The sequence below is a fragment of the Methylobacterium sp. Leaf108 genome (genome assembly GCF_001423265.1).
GTDB lineage: Bacteria > Pseudomonadota > Alphaproteobacteria > Rhizobiales > Beijerinckiaceae > Methylobacterium.
Genome location: NZ_LMND01000032.1, coordinates 1 through 17,428 on the forward strand (window position 1 = coordinate 1; position 17,428 = coordinate 17,428).

Annotated in this window: 18 protein-coding genes and 1 pseudogene; 12 read left to right on the forward strand and 7 right to left on the reverse strand. The window is 70.5% G+C overall.

Features of this window, described 5'->3' with window-relative positions; all coding sequences use genetic code 11:
* The coding region (locus ASF39_RS16090) for a polysaccharide biosynthesis/export family protein (RefSeq protein WP_056286095.1) at positions 1-1,046 on the reverse strand (1,046 nt) is incomplete at its 3' end.
* A gap of 102 nt (positions 1,047-1,148) precedes the next feature.
* Positions 1,149-1,405, reverse strand: a pseudogene (locus tag ASF39_RS22455) (sugar transporter); the annotation flags it as partial.
* Positions 1,406-1,627: 222 nt separating this feature from the next.
* Here ASF39_RS22455 and ASF39_RS16095 point away from each other — a divergent pair.
* The 6 genes from ASF39_RS16095 (at position 1,628) to ASF39_RS16120 (ending at position 6,552) form a co-directional block, all read left to right on the forward strand.
* On the forward strand, positions 1,628-2,161 hold the full coding sequence (locus ASF39_RS16095) for a gluconokinase (protein WP_056285811.1): 534 nt from the start codon (positions 1,628-1,630) through the stop codon (positions 2,159-2,161).
* A 240-nt stretch (positions 2,162-2,401) separates the two neighbouring features.
* Positions 2,402-3,262, forward strand: coding sequence for a transglycosylase SLT domain-containing protein (locus ASF39_RS16100; RefSeq protein ID WP_055888549.1), 861 nt, complete (start codon positions 2,402-2,404; stop codon positions 3,260-3,262).
* A 418-nt stretch (positions 3,263-3,680) separates the two neighbouring features.
* Entirely contained in the window at positions 3,681-4,565 is an 885-nt protein-coding gene (locus tag ASF39_RS16105) for a helix-turn-helix transcriptional regulator (RefSeq protein WP_055888551.1), read from the forward strand.
* A gap of 230 nt (positions 4,566-4,795) precedes the next feature.
* Complete coding sequence (gene cysE / locus ASF39_RS16110; protein WP_055888553.1) at positions 4,796-5,641, forward strand: serine O-acetyltransferase; 846 nt, start codon at positions 4,796-4,798, stop codon at positions 5,639-5,641.
* 246 nt (positions 5,642-5,887) lie between these two features.
* Positions 5,888-6,100, forward strand: coding sequence for a DUF3126 family protein (locus tag ASF39_RS16115; protein WP_055888555.1), 213 nt, complete (start codon positions 5,888-5,890; stop codon positions 6,098-6,100).
* 122 nt (positions 6,101-6,222) lie between these two features.
* Positions 6,223-6,552 carry a hypothetical protein gene (locus ASF39_RS16120; protein WP_055888556.1) on the forward strand — a complete coding sequence of 110 codons (330 nt, stop codon included), beginning with the start codon at positions 6,223-6,225 and terminating at the stop codon, positions 6,550-6,552.
* 18 nt (positions 6,553-6,570) lie between these two features.
* Here the strand turns inward: ASF39_RS16120 and ASF39_RS16125 are convergent, their stop codons facing one another.
* From ASF39_RS16125 to ASF39_RS16140, 4 genes are all read right to left on the reverse strand, one after another.
* On the reverse strand, positions 6,571-7,299 hold the full coding sequence (locus tag ASF39_RS16125; protein WP_244472439.1) for a transglutaminase-like cysteine peptidase: 729 nt from the start codon (positions 7,297-7,299) through the stop codon (positions 6,571-6,573).
* 151 nt (positions 7,300-7,450) lie between these two features.
* The gene (locus ASF39_RS16130) at positions 7,451-7,963 is read right to left on the reverse strand and encodes a transglutaminase-like cysteine peptidase (RefSeq protein ID WP_244472449.1); all 513 of its coding nucleotides are present in this window, start codon (positions 7,961-7,963) and stop codon (positions 7,451-7,453) included.
* A gap of 376 nt (positions 7,964-8,339) precedes the next feature.
* Complete coding sequence (locus ASF39_RS16135) at positions 8,340-8,966, reverse strand: PilZ domain-containing protein (RefSeq protein ID WP_055888562.1); 627 nt, start codon at positions 8,964-8,966, stop codon at positions 8,340-8,342.
* Positions 8,967-9,269: 303 nt separating this feature from the next.
* Entirely contained in the window at positions 9,270-9,875 is a 606-nt protein-coding gene (locus tag ASF39_RS16140; RefSeq protein ID WP_056285818.1) for a PAS domain-containing protein, read from the reverse strand.
* Between the two features lie 233 nt (positions 9,876-10,108).
* On the opposite strand from ASF39_RS16140, the gene ASF39_RS16145 reads away from it, so the two are divergent.
* From ASF39_RS16145 to ASF39_RS16160, 4 genes are all read left to right on the forward strand, one after another.
* Positions 10,109-10,936, forward strand: a complete 828-nt coding sequence (locus tag ASF39_RS16145) for a rhomboid family intramembrane serine protease (RefSeq protein ID WP_056285821.1) — start codon at positions 10,109-10,111, stop codon at positions 10,934-10,936.
* Between the two features lie 187 nt (positions 10,937-11,123).
* Positions 11,124-11,555 (forward strand): CBS domain-containing protein, encoded by a 432-nt coding sequence (locus ASF39_RS16150; protein ID WP_055888568.1) that lies wholly within the window; start codon positions 11,124-11,126, stop codon positions 11,553-11,555.
* A gap of 163 nt (positions 11,556-11,718) precedes the next feature.
* The gene (locus tag ASF39_RS16155) at positions 11,719-13,257 is read left to right on the forward strand and encodes a phytoene desaturase (protein WP_056285824.1); all 1,539 of its coding nucleotides are present in this window, start codon (positions 11,719-11,721) and stop codon (positions 13,255-13,257) included.
* Between the two features lie 61 nt (positions 13,258-13,318).
* On the forward strand, positions 13,319-14,398 hold the full coding sequence (locus ASF39_RS16160; protein ID WP_056286099.1) for a phytoene/squalene synthase family protein: 1,080 nt from the start codon (positions 13,319-13,321) through the stop codon (positions 14,396-14,398).
* A 284-nt stretch (positions 14,399-14,682) separates the two neighbouring features.
* On the opposite strand, the gene ASF39_RS16170 is transcribed toward ASF39_RS16160, so the two are convergent.
* Positions 14,683-15,894, reverse strand: coding sequence for an NADP-dependent isocitrate dehydrogenase (locus ASF39_RS16170; RefSeq protein WP_055888574.1), 1,212 nt, complete (start codon positions 15,892-15,894; stop codon positions 14,683-14,685).
* A gap of 207 nt (positions 15,895-16,101) precedes the next feature.
* On the opposite strand from ASF39_RS16170, the gene ASF39_RS16175 reads away from it, so the two are divergent.
* Together ASF39_RS16175 and ASF39_RS16180 are read left to right on the forward strand one after the other, a co-directional pair.
* Positions 16,102-16,650 (forward strand): formaldehyde-activating enzyme, encoded by a 549-nt coding sequence (locus tag ASF39_RS16175; RefSeq protein ID WP_055888954.1) that lies wholly within the window; start codon positions 16,102-16,104, stop codon positions 16,648-16,650.
* A 19-nt stretch (positions 16,651-16,669) separates the two neighbouring features.
* Positions 16,670-17,425 (forward strand): RNA methyltransferase, encoded by a 756-nt coding sequence (locus tag ASF39_RS16180; RefSeq protein ID WP_056285828.1) that lies wholly within the window; start codon positions 16,670-16,672, stop codon positions 17,423-17,425.
* Positions 17,426-17,428 lie beyond the last annotated feature (3 nt).

Genomic DNA, 17,428 nt, shown 5'->3' on the forward strand with positions numbered 1-17,428 from the left:
GAGACGTAGATGAGGTCGCGGTTTCTCATGCGGAAGGCCTGGGTGAGGAACAGGCTGTTGGGGTCGCGCATGTTGATGCGGTAGACGACGGGCACGAGGTTGGTGGCGAGCAGCGGGCTGTCGGGCTTGAGGCGGCGCACGGCGCTGGCGGGCTCGAAGCGGAAGATGAAGGCGCCGGCGGGGTCGGCGAGGTTGTCGGACAGGCCGCGCGACTTGGCGAGCGCCTGGGCCAGCGTGATGCCCTCGGCCGAGAACGGGATCTCGGTGGCGTTRCCGAGCGCGCCGACGGCGAGGAAGGTCTGGGGGTCGCGCACCAGGGTGAGGACGTCGTTGGGGCGCAGGAAGATGTTCTCGCGCGGGTTCGAGACGATGGTGGTCATCGGCACGGTGGCGGTGAGGTTGCCGCGCGAGAGGCGCACGAAGGTCTCGTTGACCGGCGCCTTGACGCCGCCGGCGCCGGCGACGACGTCGAGGATGCGGTCGCCCTTGCCCGAGAGCGGCACGCGGGCGCCGGCGGCGACCTCGCCGGTGACGGTGACCGACTGCGAGATCGGCCGGGTGACCGAGACGAGCACCTGGGGCTGGATGGCCTTGCCGGCGAGTTCGCTCTCGATGAGGGACTGGACGTCCTGGGTGCGGCGGCCGGCGACCTGGATGCGCCCGGCGTAGGGCACCGAGATGGCGCCGTCGCGCGAGACCACCTGCTCGGGGATCATCGCCGACTTGGAGCCGGCCGAGAAGCGGTCGGCCACCAGCGGCCCCGAGAACAGGCCGCCCGAGCCCGCCTCCCACACCGAGACCGCGACGTAGTCGCCGACCCCGATCACCGGTTCGAGCGCGGGCCGCCGGTCCCCGAACGAGGCCAGCAGGCTGTCGAGCGCCCGGCCCCGCATCGCCTCGATCACGGCYGCGTCGAGGTCGACGATCTCGTAGCGCGCGAACGTCCCCTGCGCCGTCGTCACGTCCGCCCCCTCCAGAACGGCGCTCGTCGTCGGACCCGCCGCAGGCAGGATCGACGAGCAGCCCGAGAGCAGGATCGTCGCCAGGGTCGCCTCGGGCTTTGGCTTTTCCCATCGCCTCTGCCACAGACGAAGCGAGGCCGAGGTGGCCCAGGCCGACCTGAAGCTGTCCTCGGCCGTCGTCCTCTNCCGACCCCGATCACCGGTTCGAGCGCGGGCCGCCGGTCCCCGAACGAGGCCAGCAGGCTGTCGAGCGCCCGGCCCCGCATCGCCTCGATCACGGCCGCGTCGAGGTCGACGATCTCGTAGCGCGCGAACGTCCCCTGCGCCGTCGTCACGTCCGCCCCCTCCAGAACGGCGCTCGTCGTCGGACCCGCCGCAGGCAGGATCGACGAGCAGCCCGACACCGCCAGCGCGGTGAAGAGAAGGTAGGGAAGGGTACGCATCCAGGGCAGCCTGTCGGTTTCGCCAGCCTGCTGCCTAGACCATCGGCACCGCGAAGTCCGTGGCGGGTGGGTCACAGTCACACCGCGAGCGGCGCCCGCCCCCGCCATCCCCGTTGCCCACACGCCCCGCACCGTGTCCCACCATCAGCGCGCGAATCGTTCACCCCCCTTTAACCGATCCCCCGGTCCGTTGGACCGCAGTCGTCCACGACGGAAGCACGGATGCCATCGACGCTGCCGCCCGCCGCACCCGCCCGCGTCCTCGTCGTGATGGGGGTGTCGGGCTGTGGAAAGAGCACGATCGCGGCCCTGCTGGCCCAGACGCTCGGCTGGCGCTTCGCGGACGGCGATGCGTTCCACAGCGATGGGAACATCGCCAGGATGCGGTCAGGCCTGGGTTTGGGCGACGCCGAGCGGGCGCCCTGGCTGGCGGCCATCGCAGCCTGGATCGACAGGTGCCTGGCGGAGGGTCGCTCGGGCGTGATCGCCTGCTCGGCCCTGCGGCGCGCCTATCGCGACGCCCTCGTGCGCGGGCGCGACTCCGTCCTGATCGTCCATCTCTCCGGCGACCGCGCGCTGATCGCCGCCCGGCTCGGCGCGCGGCGCGGCCACTTCATGCCGCCCGCCCTCCTCGAGAGCCAGTTCGCCGACTTCGAGCCGCCGGGCCCGGACGAGAACCCGATCGTGGCGGCCGTCACCGAATCACCCGACGCCATGGTGGAGGCCATCCTGCGCGAGCTCGCGTCCCGCGCCTGAGCCCCCGGCACCGTCCCGGCCGCCGCAGCCGGCATCGGCCGGCTCCAACCTCCTGACACCATGTGCGGATCTCCGGAGTGCGGGTCGGTCGGAGCCGCCGAGCGGCTGTGTCATGTGCGCCACAACACACAGGCAAACGGCCGTGCTTGCACCCCGCAACGGCGCCCGAGCCGCTTTCCGGCCGCATTTGGGCTCGACCGATGACCGGACGGCTCAACGCCACACCGGGTCCCGACCAGCATGAACCAGCGCCTCCTGCTCCTCGCCGCCGCCACGTTGTGGTCCGCGCCGGCCCTCGCGCAGCAGGCAGCGGTCCCCCGCGACAACATCAACGCGTTGATCGAGGCCCAGGCGAAGGCGGCCGGCGTGCCGTCGAGCTTCGTCCACCAGGTGGTCAAGCGCGAAAGCAACTACAATCCCAAGGCCAAGGGCGGATCGGCCCTGGGCCTGATGCAGATCAAGCACGCCACCGCCCGGGGCATGGGCTACGGCGGCGATGCCGCCGGCCTCTACGATCCCGAGACCAACCTGCGCTATGGCATCGCCTATCTCGCCGGAGCCTATCGCGCCGCCAAGGGCGACATCATCCAGGCCTACAGCTACTACAGCCGCGGCTACTACTACGCCGCCAAGCGCCTGGGCATCAGCACCAGCGTTGCCGCGCTCGATCCGGCTCCGGCCGCGAAATCGGGTGCCGCCTTCGGCAGCCTGTTCGGCCTGCGTCCGGCCACGGACCCCAACCTGACCGCCGCCAGCACGGCACTCGCCTACGCGCCGTCCGCCGCCACCGATCCGGCCCCGACGGAGGTCGTGGAGGTTCCGCTGCCGCCGCGCCGGCCGGCCGCCTTCCTCGTCGACGTCGCGACCGCGTCCGTCGCGTCCGTCCCGGCAACGGCAGCCGCCGTGTCCCCGGAGGCCGCCGTGGTTGCGGGCCCGGCGACGACGGCCGATGCCACGATCGTCGAGACCGTGGCGGTTCCGCTGCCGCCCCGGCGTCCCTCCCTCGTGCAATTGGCCTCGGTCGGGCGACCGATCGTCGCGAAGAAGCCCGCCGCCGCCGCTCCGGTGCTGGAGGCCTCGGCGCTCCCGTCGGTGCAATAGACCCGCGCCGAGGCCGGGGATCACGCGGAATCGTCGGGCCGGATCGCCATATCGGCCGTCTGCGGCGGGCGCGGCGGCACGGAACGCCGGTCGGGTGGCCGATCACCGGCCAAGAGCGCGAAACACGGATGACCCCGGCGGACCACCGAGCGGCGGTCGTGTCATCACGGCATGCACAAACCATATGTTGCGATGCGAAGTGGAACATAGCATGCAGGCGGGATGCAGGCGCTCCGGCCACCGGTGACGCTCCAACCTGTCGACTCGGAACGATGTTTTACGGCAACGCCTTATCCACAGGTCCTCGAACCGTCCCGCGCCTCGCCGCCGGGCCGGGGCAGGGCGCACCCGACGCCCCTGCGGTCCGACCGCCACGCGGCCGGTGCATCGTGACGTCGGTTCAGGGACGCGCGACCTCATGACCGAGGCGGTGGAACAGGAATCGCTCTTCCTGGCCGAGCTCGGCCGCCGGGTCCGGCATGCCAGGACCGTCCGTGGCCTGTCGCGCAAGCTGCTGTCGCAGACCTCGGGCCTGTCCGAGCGCTACATCGCCCAGCTGGAGGGCGGGCAGGGCAACGTCTCGATCATCCTGCTGCGGCGGGTCGCCAACGCCATGGGCGTGCGGCTCGACGACCTCATCGCCGGCCAGGACATCGCGTCGGAGTGGCAGGTGGTGCGCGATCTTCTCGCCACCGCGTCGGGGGAGCAGATCGCCCTGGCCAAGGGCATCCTCTCGGGCAAGGCGGGGGCGGCCGGCGAGGTCCTGCAGCCGCGGGTCGCCGTCGTGGGGCTGCGCGGGGCCGGCAAGTCCACCCTCGGACGCATGGTGGCCGAGCGCCTCGGCTGGACCTTCGTCGAACTCAACGCCGAGATCGAGCGCGAGAACGCCCTGTCCGTGAAGGAGATCTTCGCGATCTACGGACAGGAGGGCTATCGCCGCCTCGAGCAGGGGGCCCTGCGCCGCCTCACCGAGCGTCCCGGACCGTTCGTGCTGGCCACCAGCGGCGGCATCGTCGCCGAGCCGCTGACCTACGACCTCCTGTTGCAGGCCTTCTTCACGATCTGGCTGCGGGCCAAGCCGGAGGAGCACATGCAGCGGGTGCGCGAACAGGGCGAGTTGCCGACCACCGGCGACCACGCCTCGGCGATGCAGGAGCTGCGGGCGGTGCTGCTGAGCCGCGAACCCCTCTATGCGCGCGCCTCGGCGGTGGTCGACACCTCCGACGTCGGCATCGACGTGATGGTCGACCGCCTCGCCGGTGCGATCGAGGCCCGGTTCGGGCAGGTCGGCACGACGGGCTGAGCACGACGGGCCGAGGGAGGGCGCTCGTCGCTCACTCGCGCATCGTCGGAGCATCGGATGTCTCCGAAGGCCGGCAGCGACCGTCCGGTCCGATGCGATAGAAGTGCGGCGACCTTGATCGCAGGGGTGCCGCGCACCACGCTATGGCTCGACCGGCGGCGTCGATGCGCGATCGCATCGGGGCGAGGCCCGGCCGAGCGTCACCCGCGTCCTCCTCGAGGAGCCCACCGATGTCCGCCAGCCCGTCCATCAGCCCCAGCGAGCCGGCGATCCTCGATCCGGTCTGGAGCCGCCTGCGCGCCGAGGCCGAGACGGTGGTGCGCGAAGAGCCCCAGCTCGCCTCCTTCATCGTCGCCACTGTCCTCAACCACGCCAGCCTCGAATCGGCCGTCTCGCATCGTGTGGCGGCGCGGCTCGGGCACGCCTCCCTGTCGAGCGAGCTCGTCGCCCACGGCTTCCACGAGGCCATCGCCGACGATCCCCGCATCGGCCAGAGCTTTCGCGCCGACATCGTCGCGGTGCTCGACCGCGATCCGGCGGCGAGCCGGGCGCTCGAGCCGGTCCTGTACTTCAAGGGCTTCCACGCGATCCAGGCCCATCGCCTGGCGCATTGGTACTGGACGCACGGCCGGCGCGATCTCGCCCTCTACCTCCAGAGCCGATCCTCGGAGGTGTTCCAGACCGACATCCATCCCGCCGCCCGGGTGGGGCGCGGCATCTTCCTCGACCACGCCACCGGCCTCGTGGTCGGCTCCACCGCGGTGATCGAGGACGACGTCTCGATGCTGCACGCGGTGACGCTCGGCGGCACCGGCAAGCAGGGCAGCGACCGCCATCCCAAGATCCGGCGCGGCGTCATGATCGGGGCGGGCGCCAAGATTCTCGGCAACATCGAGGTCGGGGCCTGCGCCCGGGTGGCGGCGGGCTCGGTGGTGCTGCGGCCGGTGCCGCCCAACACCACCGTGGTCGGGGTGCCCGCCCGCGTGGTCGGCACCGCCGGATGCGCCGAGCCCTCGCGCGCGATGGACCAGTTCGTGAGCCTCGATCAATTCATCCACATGGCCGACGGCATCTGACCGGCCTCGGCAGGCAGTCGCGGGTTGCCCTGCGAAGGCCAGCCGAGGTCTCTTCGATGGCGCATCATGGTCTCCCGCGAACCGCGGACCACGTCGCGGAATGATGCTTGGGATGCAGCCGCTGCGGGTTGCCCCCTCACGGCGGCCATGGCAAGCGAAGCCCCGAACCCATCCCATCGCGATGGCGGGCGCTCCCCGACCGGGGACGCGGACACCCGCCATCGGCCACCGCCCAGAGGTCGCCGCGTGAACAAGACAGACATCGTGAAGGTCCAGGATTACCTGCGCCGCACCTTCTCCAACACCAACATCCGCCTCGTTCCCCGTCCCAAGAAGGACGATTCGGCCGAGGTCTACATCGGCGAGGAATTCCTCGGCGTGGTCTCGGTGGACGACGAGGACGGCGACCGCTCGTTCAATTTCGCCATGGCGATCCTCGACATCGACCTCGAGGATTGAGCGCGGGCCGACCAATCGCCTGTGGTCGGCGTTTACCCTAACGCGAGGTGATCCTTAACACTTCGTAAACGCTCGGGCAGAGTGCGCTCCATCGTCCCTCTAGGGTGGAGCCCGCCTCAGCCATGGATATCAGCCCGTCGGCCGTCGAATCGATCCAGACGCTCTGCCTCGGCCTCGCCCTGTCCGGCCTCCTCGCCACGGCGTTCGAACTGTTCACCGAGCGGCGGGCGAGCTTCAGCCTGCTCGATCGCGGCGGCGTCGCCGCCGCGGCCGTCCTGCCGGTGCTGGTCTTCGGCGCCCCCTTCATCATCCTGCGCAACACGGTGCGCGGCCGCCGGATCGAGGGACGGCCGATCCCCTTCGTGATGATCGCCACGATGATCGCCTGCGGCTGGAGCCTGCTGTCGGGACGGCTGGTCCTCGATGCGGCCCACTTCATCGCGGGCATCTGAAAGCGGGGCTCGACAGCCTCAGCGATTCGCGGTGGTGACCGGTGAGGCGACGCCGTTGAGCGCCACCCACGCCATCCCGTCCTGCCCCTCGCGCTTCACGAAGGTGTAGCCGGTCCGCAGTCCCGGCAGGATCGCGTTGGTCTTGTTGTCGAGGATGAGGTCGCCGCGATCGGTGCGGACCATCAGGACCGCATGCCCCTCACCGATGTCGTCGATCACCACCGTCATGCGCAGGGCCCGGCGCGGCAGGCCGCGCTCGATCAGCATCTTGCGCTTGAGCAGCTGGAAATCCTCGCAATCGCCGAAGCCGTCGTCGGGATAGTCCCAGCGGTCGACGACCCCCCAATGGGCGATGTCGGTGATCGGCCTGATCCGGGCGTTGACGCGCCGGTTGACGCTGGAGAGCGTGCGCCAGATCGCCGGGTTGAGGGCGATGTTGGCCGGCTGGGAGGTGTCGACGGCGCATTCCGCCGGAAGCCTGGCGCAGAGCGCGGTCCAGGCCGCCACCGGCTTGGCGCCGCCGCCCTCTTCGATGACCGGCACGTCGGGCAGGGAGGCCACGGCGTCGGGCTCCGCGCTGGCCCCTCCCAGCATCAGGATCGACCCGGCCAGGGCGAGCTGGACAGCCTTGGCGAGGCGACCGGCCAGAGGGACGGCGAGGGGGATTGTCCGTATGGATCCCGTCCCGATATCGTGCAGACCGGTATGCCGCATCACGATCGCCTCGCCATCCTGGGGCTGAGGCACGAGGTTTGCACGGTCCAGGCCGTCACTCAATCGGAAAAATGAAGGCCTTGTTAACTTCTCAAACCGGCATCGGTTCCGAAAAAATACGGCTTTCGGTCACGGGGGCGGGAGAACCATCCTCTCGTCCTCGACCCCTCGCCGATCGGATCTTTCAGCGGTTGGCGGTGGTGGCCGGCGAGGTGACGCCGCCCAGGGACACCCAGGCGACGGCGGCCTGGCTCTCCCGCTTGATGAAGACGTAGCCGGTCCGATACCAGGGCAGGATCTCGCTGGTCTTGTTGTCGAGGACGTAGTCGCCCCGGTCGGTGATCAGGGTGAGGACGGCATGGCCCTCGCCTTTTTCGTCGATGACCACGGTCATCCGCATGGCGCGGCGCGGCAGGCCGGCGGCGGCCAGCATCCTGCGCTTGCGCAGCTGGAAGTCTTCGCAATCGCCGGCGCCGTCCTCGGCGAGGTCCCAGCGGTCGGGCACGCCCCAATGGTCCTGGTCGGTGACGGCGCGGAGCGACGTGTTCACCCGCCGGTTGACCGACACGACGGTGCTCCAGACCGCGGGCGAGAGCGGCACGGCGGCCGGCTCGGCGGGGTCGAGCGCGCATTCGGCCGGATAGGCCTGGCAGAAGGTGACCCAGGCGGCGATCGGCCGGGCGTCGCCCACGGCCATCGCCGCCACCGACACCGGCGGGAGCGGCGCGGACGGCTGAGCGAGAACGGCCGCCGGCCAGAAAGCCAGGGCGGTCACCACCGCCAACACCGCCAGTCTCGTCACGTTTGCGCCGCGCATCGCCATCACCTCGTCTTCGAGGTGAGGATGGGGCGACGGCCCCTCCGCGGCGCTGAAGCCGATCCGCGCAATTTTACGCAATCACGCCGCCGGCCGGTCCGCCTGCGGACAGCCCGAATTCCGGGCTGCCAGGGTCACGACAATGATCGGGATCGGATTAGCGGATGGGCAACCTTGACGGGGCTAGCACGCAGGCTGCGCCCCGGCGTCGCGGACGCGCGGCGGCCACGGGCCCGGTCCGCGAATGCCGCATCGGCTAGAGCGTCAGGCCTTCGTGGAAGCGGTCGGGCGAGATCGGCAGCATGAACTGGACGCCGATGCCGCCCTCGAAATAGCGCACCACCCGTGCCGGCGTGCGTCCCAGGGTGACGCTCGCGCCGAGCTGGGGGACCGTCACGGTGGAGAGCGCGGCGCCGGACATCGACAGATCGATGATGCGCGCGGCGATCTCGCGTCCGCTTTCCAGGCGCATCACGATGCCGGGCTGGATCGGCACCAGCCGCTCGTGGGTCCGGCCCTCGGGCAGGCCGAGGGTCTCGCGGTTGGCGAGCCAGGTGAGCTGCGAGGCGATCTTGTCGCGCTTGCGCAGGGTGGCCGACAGCTTCACCGCGATGCCGCCGGCCGTCATCCGGGCGATGGTGCCCTCGATGCGGCCGATCTGTTCGAGATAGAGCACGATCCGCTCACCGACCTGTCCGAGCACGGCACAGGTCAGGCGAACGCCGCCGGGGGACATGTCGACGGTCTGGCAGGGGTATTCCTGGCGGTCGGAAAGCATGTAGCGCCCGAGCAGCGCCACTTTCACGCGCTGGTGGCGGCGCATGTCGGCGTGGCGCACGACGTGCGGCCGCGGCGTGTCCGATGAGATGGCGGTCTCGATCATGGCAATCGCGCGACGGCTCCAGCCCTGCCTGCCGTCGCGGCGGGACCCGCGGCGGGCAGACGGGAACGACGGGGTCCGCCCGGCGGTGGACAGCGACGGGTCACCCCCGCGCCATGCCGGACATGCCGGGACCATCGCCGGATTTGGTTACGAAAGACTTTTTCCCCGGCCGATCGCGTGCTCTCGCCACCGATTCTACAACCTGCCCGACAGCCGATGATCGGTCGGTCGCGTCCGGGTGCGGATGTCACCGCGGCGCCGGCTCGCCGGCCCCGTGCCCGCGCGAATCGGGCGACGGTGCGGTCAGGCCCGCCCGCCCGGATGGACGAAAAGATGGCCGCGGCGGCGCGGCATCCGGTCGTTGGCGGGTTGGGGCACGGCATCGAGGACGTCGTCGGCGGGTGCGGCGGGGAGGGCATCCGGGCCGAGCACCCGCAGGGAGGTGGTGCTGAGGTGGACGAGGGGACGCAGGCCGAGCCAATGCGGGATCACCTGAGGGCTCAGCGCGCCGAGGATGCGCGACTGGGTCTGCCCGCGGTGGCGCAGGGGCAACAGCAGGAGTTCGAGGTCGACCGCCTCGCCCTCGGAGGTCTCGCCGCGCAGGCCCGCCACCATCCCGACCGTATCGACGGCCACGGCCTCGACGAGGCGCCAGGGATCGGCGGTGGGTTCGCCCCAGAGGCGGGCGAAGTCGGCGCCCCGCAGTTCGCGGCGGAACAGCGCGCAGACGCGGGTGCCGGCGAGGCGGAAGGCGGCGTTGCCCGCCGGCACGTCGACGGAGAGGATGAGCGCATCGGAGAGGAGGTTGCGGATCGCTCCGGGCTCGATCTCCCGACGTTCGGGCGCGGCACGATCGCGCCGAACCCGGTCCCAATAGGCATGGAGGAGGCGGCTGGTCGGATGCTTCATGGTGTCCCGCGCTGGCAAGCCCGTCGCCGGGCCTGTATGATTCTGGATCAGGTGATCCGGTCCGGCACCGGCGCACCGGGCCTTTAGCCTCCATTGCGCACAGCCTATGCCCGCTCGAATCGGCGCGCCGCATTAAGCTTTCATCAGGGTTAACGCCGGCGGGGCGGGGCGAATGCCTTTTTGCCTCCGCGAGGGGTTGCCGCTCGGCGGCGAGCGGACGACATGGTGAGACCATGGATGCCAGCCCCGATCTGCCGCGACAGAGCCGCGTTCCCGTCTTCAACATGCCGGGCGTCGTCTCCGCCGCCATCGGCATCCTGGTGGCGATCCACGCCCTGCGCGAGTTCGTGCTGCCCGATACCTGGGACCTCGCCGTCCTCCTCGACCTCGCCCTGATCCCCGGCCGCTGGACGGTGGCGATGGATCCCTCGCAGGCGGAGGCCCTCGTGGCGGCGGCCTCGGCCAGGGTCTCGGACGCGAGCACCCTCGACGCCTACGTGTCCTTCGCGCGCTACATCGCGGCCGATCCCGCGGCGATGCCGTGGACCTTCGCCACCTATGCGCTCCTGCACGGGTCGTGGATGCATCTCGTCTTCAACAGCGTATGGCTGGCCGCCTTCGGCTCGCCGGTGGCGCGGCGCTGCGGCACCCTGCGCTTCTGCCTGCTGGCGCTGGCCGGGGCGGTGGCGGGCGCCGTGCTGCATCTCCTCCTCGATCCCATGAGCCTGGCGCCGCTGATCGGAGCCTCGGCCTCGGTCTCGGCCCTGATGGCGGCGGCGGCCCGCTTCGTGTTCCAGCCGCCGCCGTTGATCAGCCCCGCAGCCCCGCCCTGGCAGATCCCGGTGCCGCCGCCGTTGCAGACGATCCCCGAACTGCTGCGCAACCGCACCGCCGTGGTGTTCCTCGTCATCTGGCTGGCCACGAACCTCCTGTTCGGCGTCATCGCGCTGCCGCTGGGAGCCGACGGCTCGTCGATCGCCTGGGACGCGCATCTGGGCGGCTTCGTGATCGGGTTCTTCCTGCTGCCGCTGATCGACCGGCGCCGACGCCCGATCCGTTGACCGATCTCGCGCTCGACGAGAAATAGCCCCGCATCTCACGACACTTGGCCGGCGCCCACGCTTGCCAGATCGCCGCAGCGGCGACACACTCGTCCCCTGCCGAGCGCGGGAGCCAACCCGCGCCGCACGTCTTCGTGCCCCATCCTCGGGTGCACGCCACCGTTCATCCCGCAGGGAGGGAGACCCTATGACCGTCGCGCGCATCCTGGCCGATAAGGGCCGCACCGTCGTCACCATCCAGCCGAACCGCAATCTCGACGACGCCATCCACCTGCTGGCCGAGAAGCGCATCGGCGCCCTGGTGGTCGCGGAGGACGACGGCGTGGTGTTGGGTATCCTGTCGGAGCGCGACATCCTGCGTGCCCTGGCCGACCGCGGCGCCACCGCCTTCGACGCGCGGGTGGCCGACCACATGACCGCCGAGGTGGTGACCTGCGCACGCAGCGCCAGCGTCGAGGACCTGATGCAGATCATGACCAACGGCCGTTTCCGGCACGTTCCCGTGGTCGAGGACGGCCAGCTCGCCGGGCTCGTCTCCATCGGCGACGTGGTCAAGCTGCGGATCGCCTCCGTGGAGGCCGAGCATCAGGCGATGCGCGACTACATCACCATGGCCTGACGCCACCGCGGTAGCGCGTCCGACCTTACCCCCGACGCCCTTGCGGGGCGCCGGCCGCGCGCGCACGTCCCAGAGGGCCGCGAGCGCGGACCGTGCCGGCCCATGGCCGCCTCGCGAAAAACACCGCTTGCGTCAGAGAATTTGACACTGCTAGTGTCACTCTATGTTGACACTCGCCGACATCCCCAGCGCCGAGACCGCCCCGCTCCAGCCGCCTCACGCCGTGGTGATCGGCAGCGGATTCGGCGGCCTCGCCGCCGCGATCCGCCTCGGGGCGCGGGGCTACCGCGTCACCGTGCTGGAGCGGCTGGAACAGCCCGGCGGCCGGGCCCGGGTCCATCGGGAGGACGGGTTCACCTTCGACGCCGGCCCCACCATCGTCACCGCGCCGTTCCTGTTCGAGGAACTCTGGACGCTGTGCGGACGGCGGATGGAGGACGACGTCACCCTGGCGCCGATGCTGCCGTTCTACCGCATCCGCTTCGAGGACGGCGCCACCTTCGACTACAGCGGCGACGCGCAAGCCATGCGCGCCGAGGTGGCGCGGTTCTCCGCCAGCGACGTGCCCGGCTACGAACGCTTCATGGAACGCTCGCGCGAGATCTGCGAACTCGGCTTCGAGCAGCTCGGCCACGTCCCGTTCGGCTCGGTCACCGACATGCTGCGCATCGCCCCGGCGCTCCTGCGCCTGAGCGGCCATCGCAGCGTCTACGACGTGGTGGCCGGCTACATCCGCGACGAGCGCCTGCGCACCATCTTCAGCTTCCATCCGCTCCTCATCGGCGGCAGCCCGTTCCGGGCGAGCGCGATCTACTGCCTCATCGCCCATCTCGAACGGCGCTGGGGCGTCCACTTCGCCATGGGCGGCACCGGGCGCCTCGTCGACGGCCTGGCGAGCCTGATCCGGGGGCAGGGCGGGACCCTGCGCTGCGGCGCCGACGTGGCGCAGATCCGGGTGGAGACGCACGACGGCAAGGACGCCGCCCGCGGCGTGATCCTCCAGGGCGGCGAGCGGATCGATGCCGACATCGTCGTCTCCAACGCCGATTCCGCCTTCACCTACGGCCGGCTGCTGCCGCAGAAGCGCCGGCGCTGGAGCGCGGCCAAGCTGAAGCGGGCGTCCTCCTCCATGGGCCTGTTCGTCTGGTACTTCGGCACGAACAGGAAGTTTCCGCAGGTCGCCCACCACACCATCCTGATGGGGCCGCGCTACCGCGGACTGATCGACGACATCTTTTCCAAGAAGCACCTGTCGAAGGACTTCAGCCTCTACCTGCACCGGCCCACCGCCACCGACCCGCTGCTGGCGCCCGCCGGCTGCGACGCCTTCTACGTGCTCTCGCCGGTGCCCAACCTCGACGGCGGCCAGGACTGGCGGGTCGAGGCCGAGCCGTATCGCCAGGCGATCGAACGCCACCTCGACGCCACCGTGATGCCGGGCCTGTCCGAATCCATCGTCACCTCGAAGGTGACGACGCCGCAGGACTTCGCCACGGATTTCCTCAGCGTCCGCGGCTCCGGCTTCGGCCTCGAACCCGTGTTGACGCAATCGGCCTGGTTCCGGCCGCACAACGCGTCCGAAGACGTAGCCAATCTCTACCTCGTCGGCGCCGGCACCCATCCCGGTGCCGGGCTTCCCGGGGTCCTTTCCTCCGCCAGGGTTCTCGATCGCGTGGTGCCGGATGCTCGTGTCTTTGCGTGATCAAGCCGACTGGCGCGACCAAGCCGATTGGCGCGACCAAACCGAATGGCGCGAGGACGTTCTGGTCGCGCCGGCGGGCCATGCCGATGCGGCAGGTCATGCCGATGCGGCGGATCACGCCGCCTGCCGGGCGGCGATCAGGACGGGATCGCGCAGCTTCTTTGCCGCCTCCGCGCTGCTGCCGGCCTCGGTGCGGCGGCCCGCCTACGGCCTTTATGCCTTCTGCCGCCTCTCCGACGACGCCGTCGACGACGTGGCGCAGGCCGGCAAGGCGGCGGCGGTGGCGCGGCTCTCGAACCGGCTCGTCCGGGTCTACGCCGGCCAGCCGATGGACGGCCCGGCCGACCGCGCGCTCGCCGACATCGTCGCCGACTACGCCATTCCCCACGCGCTGCCCGCCGCCCTGATCGAGGGGCTGGCCTGGGACGCTCAGGGCCGGCGCTACGAGACGCTTTCGGATCTCACCGCCTATGCCGCCAGGGTGGCGGCGAGCGTGGGCGCCATGATGACGCTGATCATGGGCCGACGCGACCCGGACGTGCTGGCCCGCGCCTGCGACCTCGGGCTCGCCATGCAGTTCACCAACATCGCCCGCGACGTCGGCGAGGATGCCCGCGCCGGGCGCCTCTACCTGCCGCTGGCCTGGCTGCGCGAGGCCGGGATCGATCCGGAGGCGTTCCTCGCCCATCCCGTGGCGACGCCCGAACTCCGGGGCGTGATCGCGCGGCTGCTGGCCGTGGCCGACGGGCTCTACGAGCGTTCCGAGGCGGGGATCGGCGGCCTGCCGCCCGGCTGCCGTCCGGCGATCCGGGCGGCGCGGCTGATCTATGCCGAGATCGGACGCGACCTCGAACGGGAGGGCCATGATTCGGTGGGTCGCCGCGCCCGCGTGCCGGGCCGGCGCAAGGCGGTGCTGATGGCGCGCGCCCTGCTGCCGCTGGGCGGCACGACCCTCCTGCGGGAGCCGCCCGTGCCGGAGATCGCCGGCATCATCGAGGCGGTCGTCCAGCGCCCGTCCGAGGCGGTGCGCAGCCCAGCCTGGTGGAACCTGCCGGGCCAATTCGTGCGCGTTCTAGACCTCATCGAGGTCCTGCGCGAGCGCGAGGCCTTCCGCGAGGGGGCCGCGCCCGTCTCGCCGTGACCCACCCGATCGCCGCGGTCCTCGATATCGGCCTCGTCTTTTCGATCCCGCTCGGGCTGGCGATCTGGCAGCTCGTGGTGCTCAAGCGCAGCATCCGGCGCGACCGGGAGGCGGCGGAGCGACGAACGGACGACGCGGTTTCCCCGCCCCCTCGTGGGGTGGGGCCGGGGGTGGGGGTGGCGCCGCATGGTCAGCGGCAGGGCCACCCAGCCGCCCCCACTTCCCCCCACAAGGGGGAGGAGAGCGCGGGCGGTCATGCCGGATCGCAGGGTCCCTGACGCCCCTTACGCCATCGCGGCTTTCAGGTGCTCGTCGACCTTGTCGAGGAAGCCCGTGGTCGAGAGCCACTTCTGGTCGGGGCCGACGAGGAGGGCGAGATCCTTCGTCATGAAGCCCTTCTCCACCGTGTCGACGCAGACCGTCTCCAGGGTGGTGGCGAACTTGGCCAGTTCCGCGTTGTCGTCGAGCTTGGCCCGGTGCGCCAATCCACGGCTCCACGCGAAGATCGAGGCGATGGAGTTGGTCGAGGTCTCCTTACCCTTCTGGTGCTCGCGGAAGTGGCGCGTCACGGTGCCGTGGGCGGCTTCCGCCTCCACGGTCCGGCCGTCCGGGGTGAGCAGCACCGAGGTCATCAGGCCGAGCGATCCGAACCCCTGTGCCACGGTGTCCGACTGGACGTCGCCGTCGTAGTTCTTGCAGGCCCAGACGTAGCCGCCCGACCACTTGAGCGCCGAGGCGACCATGTCGTCGATGAGGCGGTGCTCGTAGGTGATGCCGAGCGCCGTGAAGCGCGACTTGAACTCGGCCTCGTAGACCTCCTCGAACAGGTCCTTGAAGCGCCCGTCGTAGGCCTTGAGGATGGTGTTCTTGGTGGACAGATAGACCGGGTACTTGCGGTTGAGGCCATAGTTGAGCGAGGCGCGGGCGAAGTCGCGGATCGAATCGTCGAGGTTGTACATCGCCTGGGCGATGCCGGGGGAGGGAAACCTGAACACCTCCTTCTCGATCACCGTGCCGTCGTCGCCCTCGAACTTGATGGTGAGCCGGCCCTTGCCGGGCACCTTGAAGTCGGTGGCCTTGTACTGGTCGCCGTAGGCGTGGCGCCCGACCACGATCGGCTGGGTCCAGCCCGGCACGAGACGGGGCACGTTCCTGCAGATGATCGGCTCGCGGAAGATGACGCCGCCGAGGATGTTGCGGATGGTGCCGTTGGGCGACTTCCACATCTCCTTGAGCTTGAACTCCTTCACCCGGGCCTCGTCGGGGGTGATGGTGGCGCATTTGACGCCCACGCCATGGCGCTTGATCGCCTCGGCGGCATCCACCGTGACCTTGTCGGAGGTGGCGTCGCGATGCTCGACGCCCAGGTCGTAATAATCGAGGTCGAGGTCGAGATAAGGGTGGATCAGCTTGGTCTTGATCTCGCTCCAGATGATGCGGGTCATCTCGTCGCCGTCGAGTTCGACGACCGGGTTCGCGACCTTGATCTTCGACATGATCCTCAGTGCCTTTCTCTTCACGCGGCCGGGTGGGCCGCGCTCCCGCGTGGCGCGGTCATAGCGTGCGCCACGGGTACGCGAAACCCGTGCCCGTGACAGATGCGCCGCGCCGTACGGAGCGAGAAATTCCGGGCCGCCCCCTGGACATCGGCCGCCCCGCCGGGAATGTGCGATCCCATCGAAGACCGTCGAGAGGACGACATCATGAGCGAGCGCATCATCCTGCGCGCCGGCGAGGCCCTGGTGGCCGGCGGCCCGCCCAACACCGCGGCCGAGCCCGAGGTGATCATCGGCGAGCTCGACGGGCCGGTGGGCACGGCGCTGGCCACGCTCACGGGCGACCAGGTGGTGGGCCACAGCCGCGTCTTCGCGCTCCTCAACACCGACATCATGGTGCGGCCGGTGACGCTGTGCGTCTCCAAGGTCAGCGTCGAGACCTCGAAGTACACCTCGATCCTGATGGGCACCGTGCAGTTCGCCATCGCCAACGGCGTCCTCGACGCGGTGCGGGCCGGCTACATCCCGAAGGAGAAGGCCAACGATCTCGGCATCATCTGCTCGGTCTGGCTGAGCCCCGGCGTGATCGAGGCCGAGACCGTCGATCACAAGGCGCTGTTCGAGATCCAGCGCAAGGGCATGACCGAGGCGATCCGCAAGGCGATGGCCAACGAGCCGTCCATCGACTGGCTCCTCGAGAACCAAGACAAGATCGTCCACAAGTATTACCAGATGGGGCTGGACGGGAAGATCTGAGGCCGGACCCGCACCGGGGATGTCGGACACGGCAGAGGAGGGCGGGGCGTCGCCGCGTCCCCCCGCGATCGTCCTCGTCGCCCCCCAGCTCGCCGAGAACGTCGGCATGGTCGCCCGGGCCATGGCCAATTTCGGCCTGACCGAGCTGCGCCTGGTGGCCCCCAAGAACGGCTGGCCGATGAAGGGCGTGCGCGAGGCCGCCTCCGGGGCCACCGCCGCCCTCGACGGGGCGAGGGTCTACGCGACGCTGCCCGAGGCCATCGCCGATCTCCATTGCGTGCTCGCCACCACCGCGCGCGAGCGCGGCCAGATGAAGCGGGTGCTCGGCCCCGATGCGGCGATGGCCGAGGTCGCGGCGAGAGCCGGGCAGCGGGTCGGCATCCTGTTCGGCCGCGAGCGGGTCGGGCTCCTCAACGAGGAGGTGTCCCTGGCCGATGCCATCGTCACCTTCCCGGTGGCCCCCGATTTCTCCTCCCTCAACCTCGCCCAGGCCGTGCTGCTCGTCGGCTACGAATGGCGCCGCGCCGCGGGCCTGGCGCGGCTTCCGTTCGCGGGCGAGATGCTGTCGCCTCCCGCGACCAGGGAGGCGCTGCTGTCGCTGTTCGCGAGCCTGGAGGGCGCGCTGGACGGGGCCGGATTCTATCCGCCCGAGAAGCGCGAGATCGTGGTGCGCAACATGCGCGACATGCTCCACCGCATGGCGATGACCGAGCAGGACGTGCGCACCGTCCGCGGTGCCCTGCGCGCGCTCCTGCGGAAGGGCGCCGGGGGCTGAGAT

Excerpts from the sequence above, each read along its gene's own strand:
- ASF39_RS16095 (WP_056285811.1), top strand. The coding sequence starts at position 1,628 with ATGCCATCGACGCTGCCGCCCGCCGCACCCGCCCGCGTCCTCGTCGTG.
- ASF39_RS16100 (WP_055888549.1), top strand. The coding sequence starts at position 2,402 with ATGAACCAGCGCCTCCTGCTCCTCGCCGCCGCCACGTTGTGGTCCGCG.
- ASF39_RS16105 (WP_055888551.1), top strand. The coding sequence starts at position 3,681 with ATGACCGAGGCGGTGGAACAGGAATCGCTCTTCCTGGCCGAGCTCGGC.
- cysE (WP_055888553.1), top strand. The coding sequence starts at position 4,796 with ATGTCCGCCAGCCCGTCCATCAGCCCCAGCGAGCCGGCGATCCTCGAT.
- ASF39_RS16120 (WP_055888556.1), top strand. The coding sequence starts at position 6,223 with ATGGATATCAGCCCGTCGGCCGTCGAATCGATCCAGACGCTCTGCCTC.
- ASF39_RS16130 (WP_244472449.1), bottom strand. The coding sequence starts at position 7,963 with ATGGCCGTGGGCGACGCCCGGCCGATCGCCGCCTGGGTCACCTTCTGC.
- ASF39_RS16135 (WP_055888562.1), bottom strand. The coding sequence starts at position 8,966 with ATGATCGAGACCGCCATCTCATCGGACACGCCGCGGCCGCACGTCGTG.
- ASF39_RS16140 (WP_056285818.1), bottom strand. The coding sequence starts at position 9,875 with ATGAAGCATCCGACCAGCCGCCTCCTCCATGCCTATTGGGACCGGGTT.
- ASF39_RS16145 (WP_056285821.1), top strand. The coding sequence starts at position 10,109 with ATGGATGCCAGCCCCGATCTGCCGCGACAGAGCCGCGTTCCCGTCTTC.
- ASF39_RS16150 (WP_055888568.1), top strand. The coding sequence starts at position 11,124 with ATGACCGTCGCGCGCATCCTGGCCGATAAGGGCCGCACCGTCGTCACC.
- ASF39_RS16155 (WP_056285824.1), top strand. The coding sequence starts at position 11,719 with ATGTTGACACTCGCCGACATCCCCAGCGCCGAGACCGCCCCGCTCCAG.
- ASF39_RS16170 (WP_055888574.1), bottom strand. The coding sequence starts at position 15,894 with ATGTCGAAGATCAAGGTCGCGAACCCGGTCGTCGAACTCGACGGCGAC.
- ASF39_RS16175 (WP_055888954.1), top strand. The coding sequence starts at position 16,102 with ATGAGCGAGCGCATCATCCTGCGCGCCGGCGAGGCCCTGGTGGCCGGC.
- ASF39_RS16180 (WP_056285828.1), top strand. The coding sequence starts at position 16,670 with ATGTCGGACACGGCAGAGGAGGGCGGGGCGTCGCCGCGTCCCCCCGCG.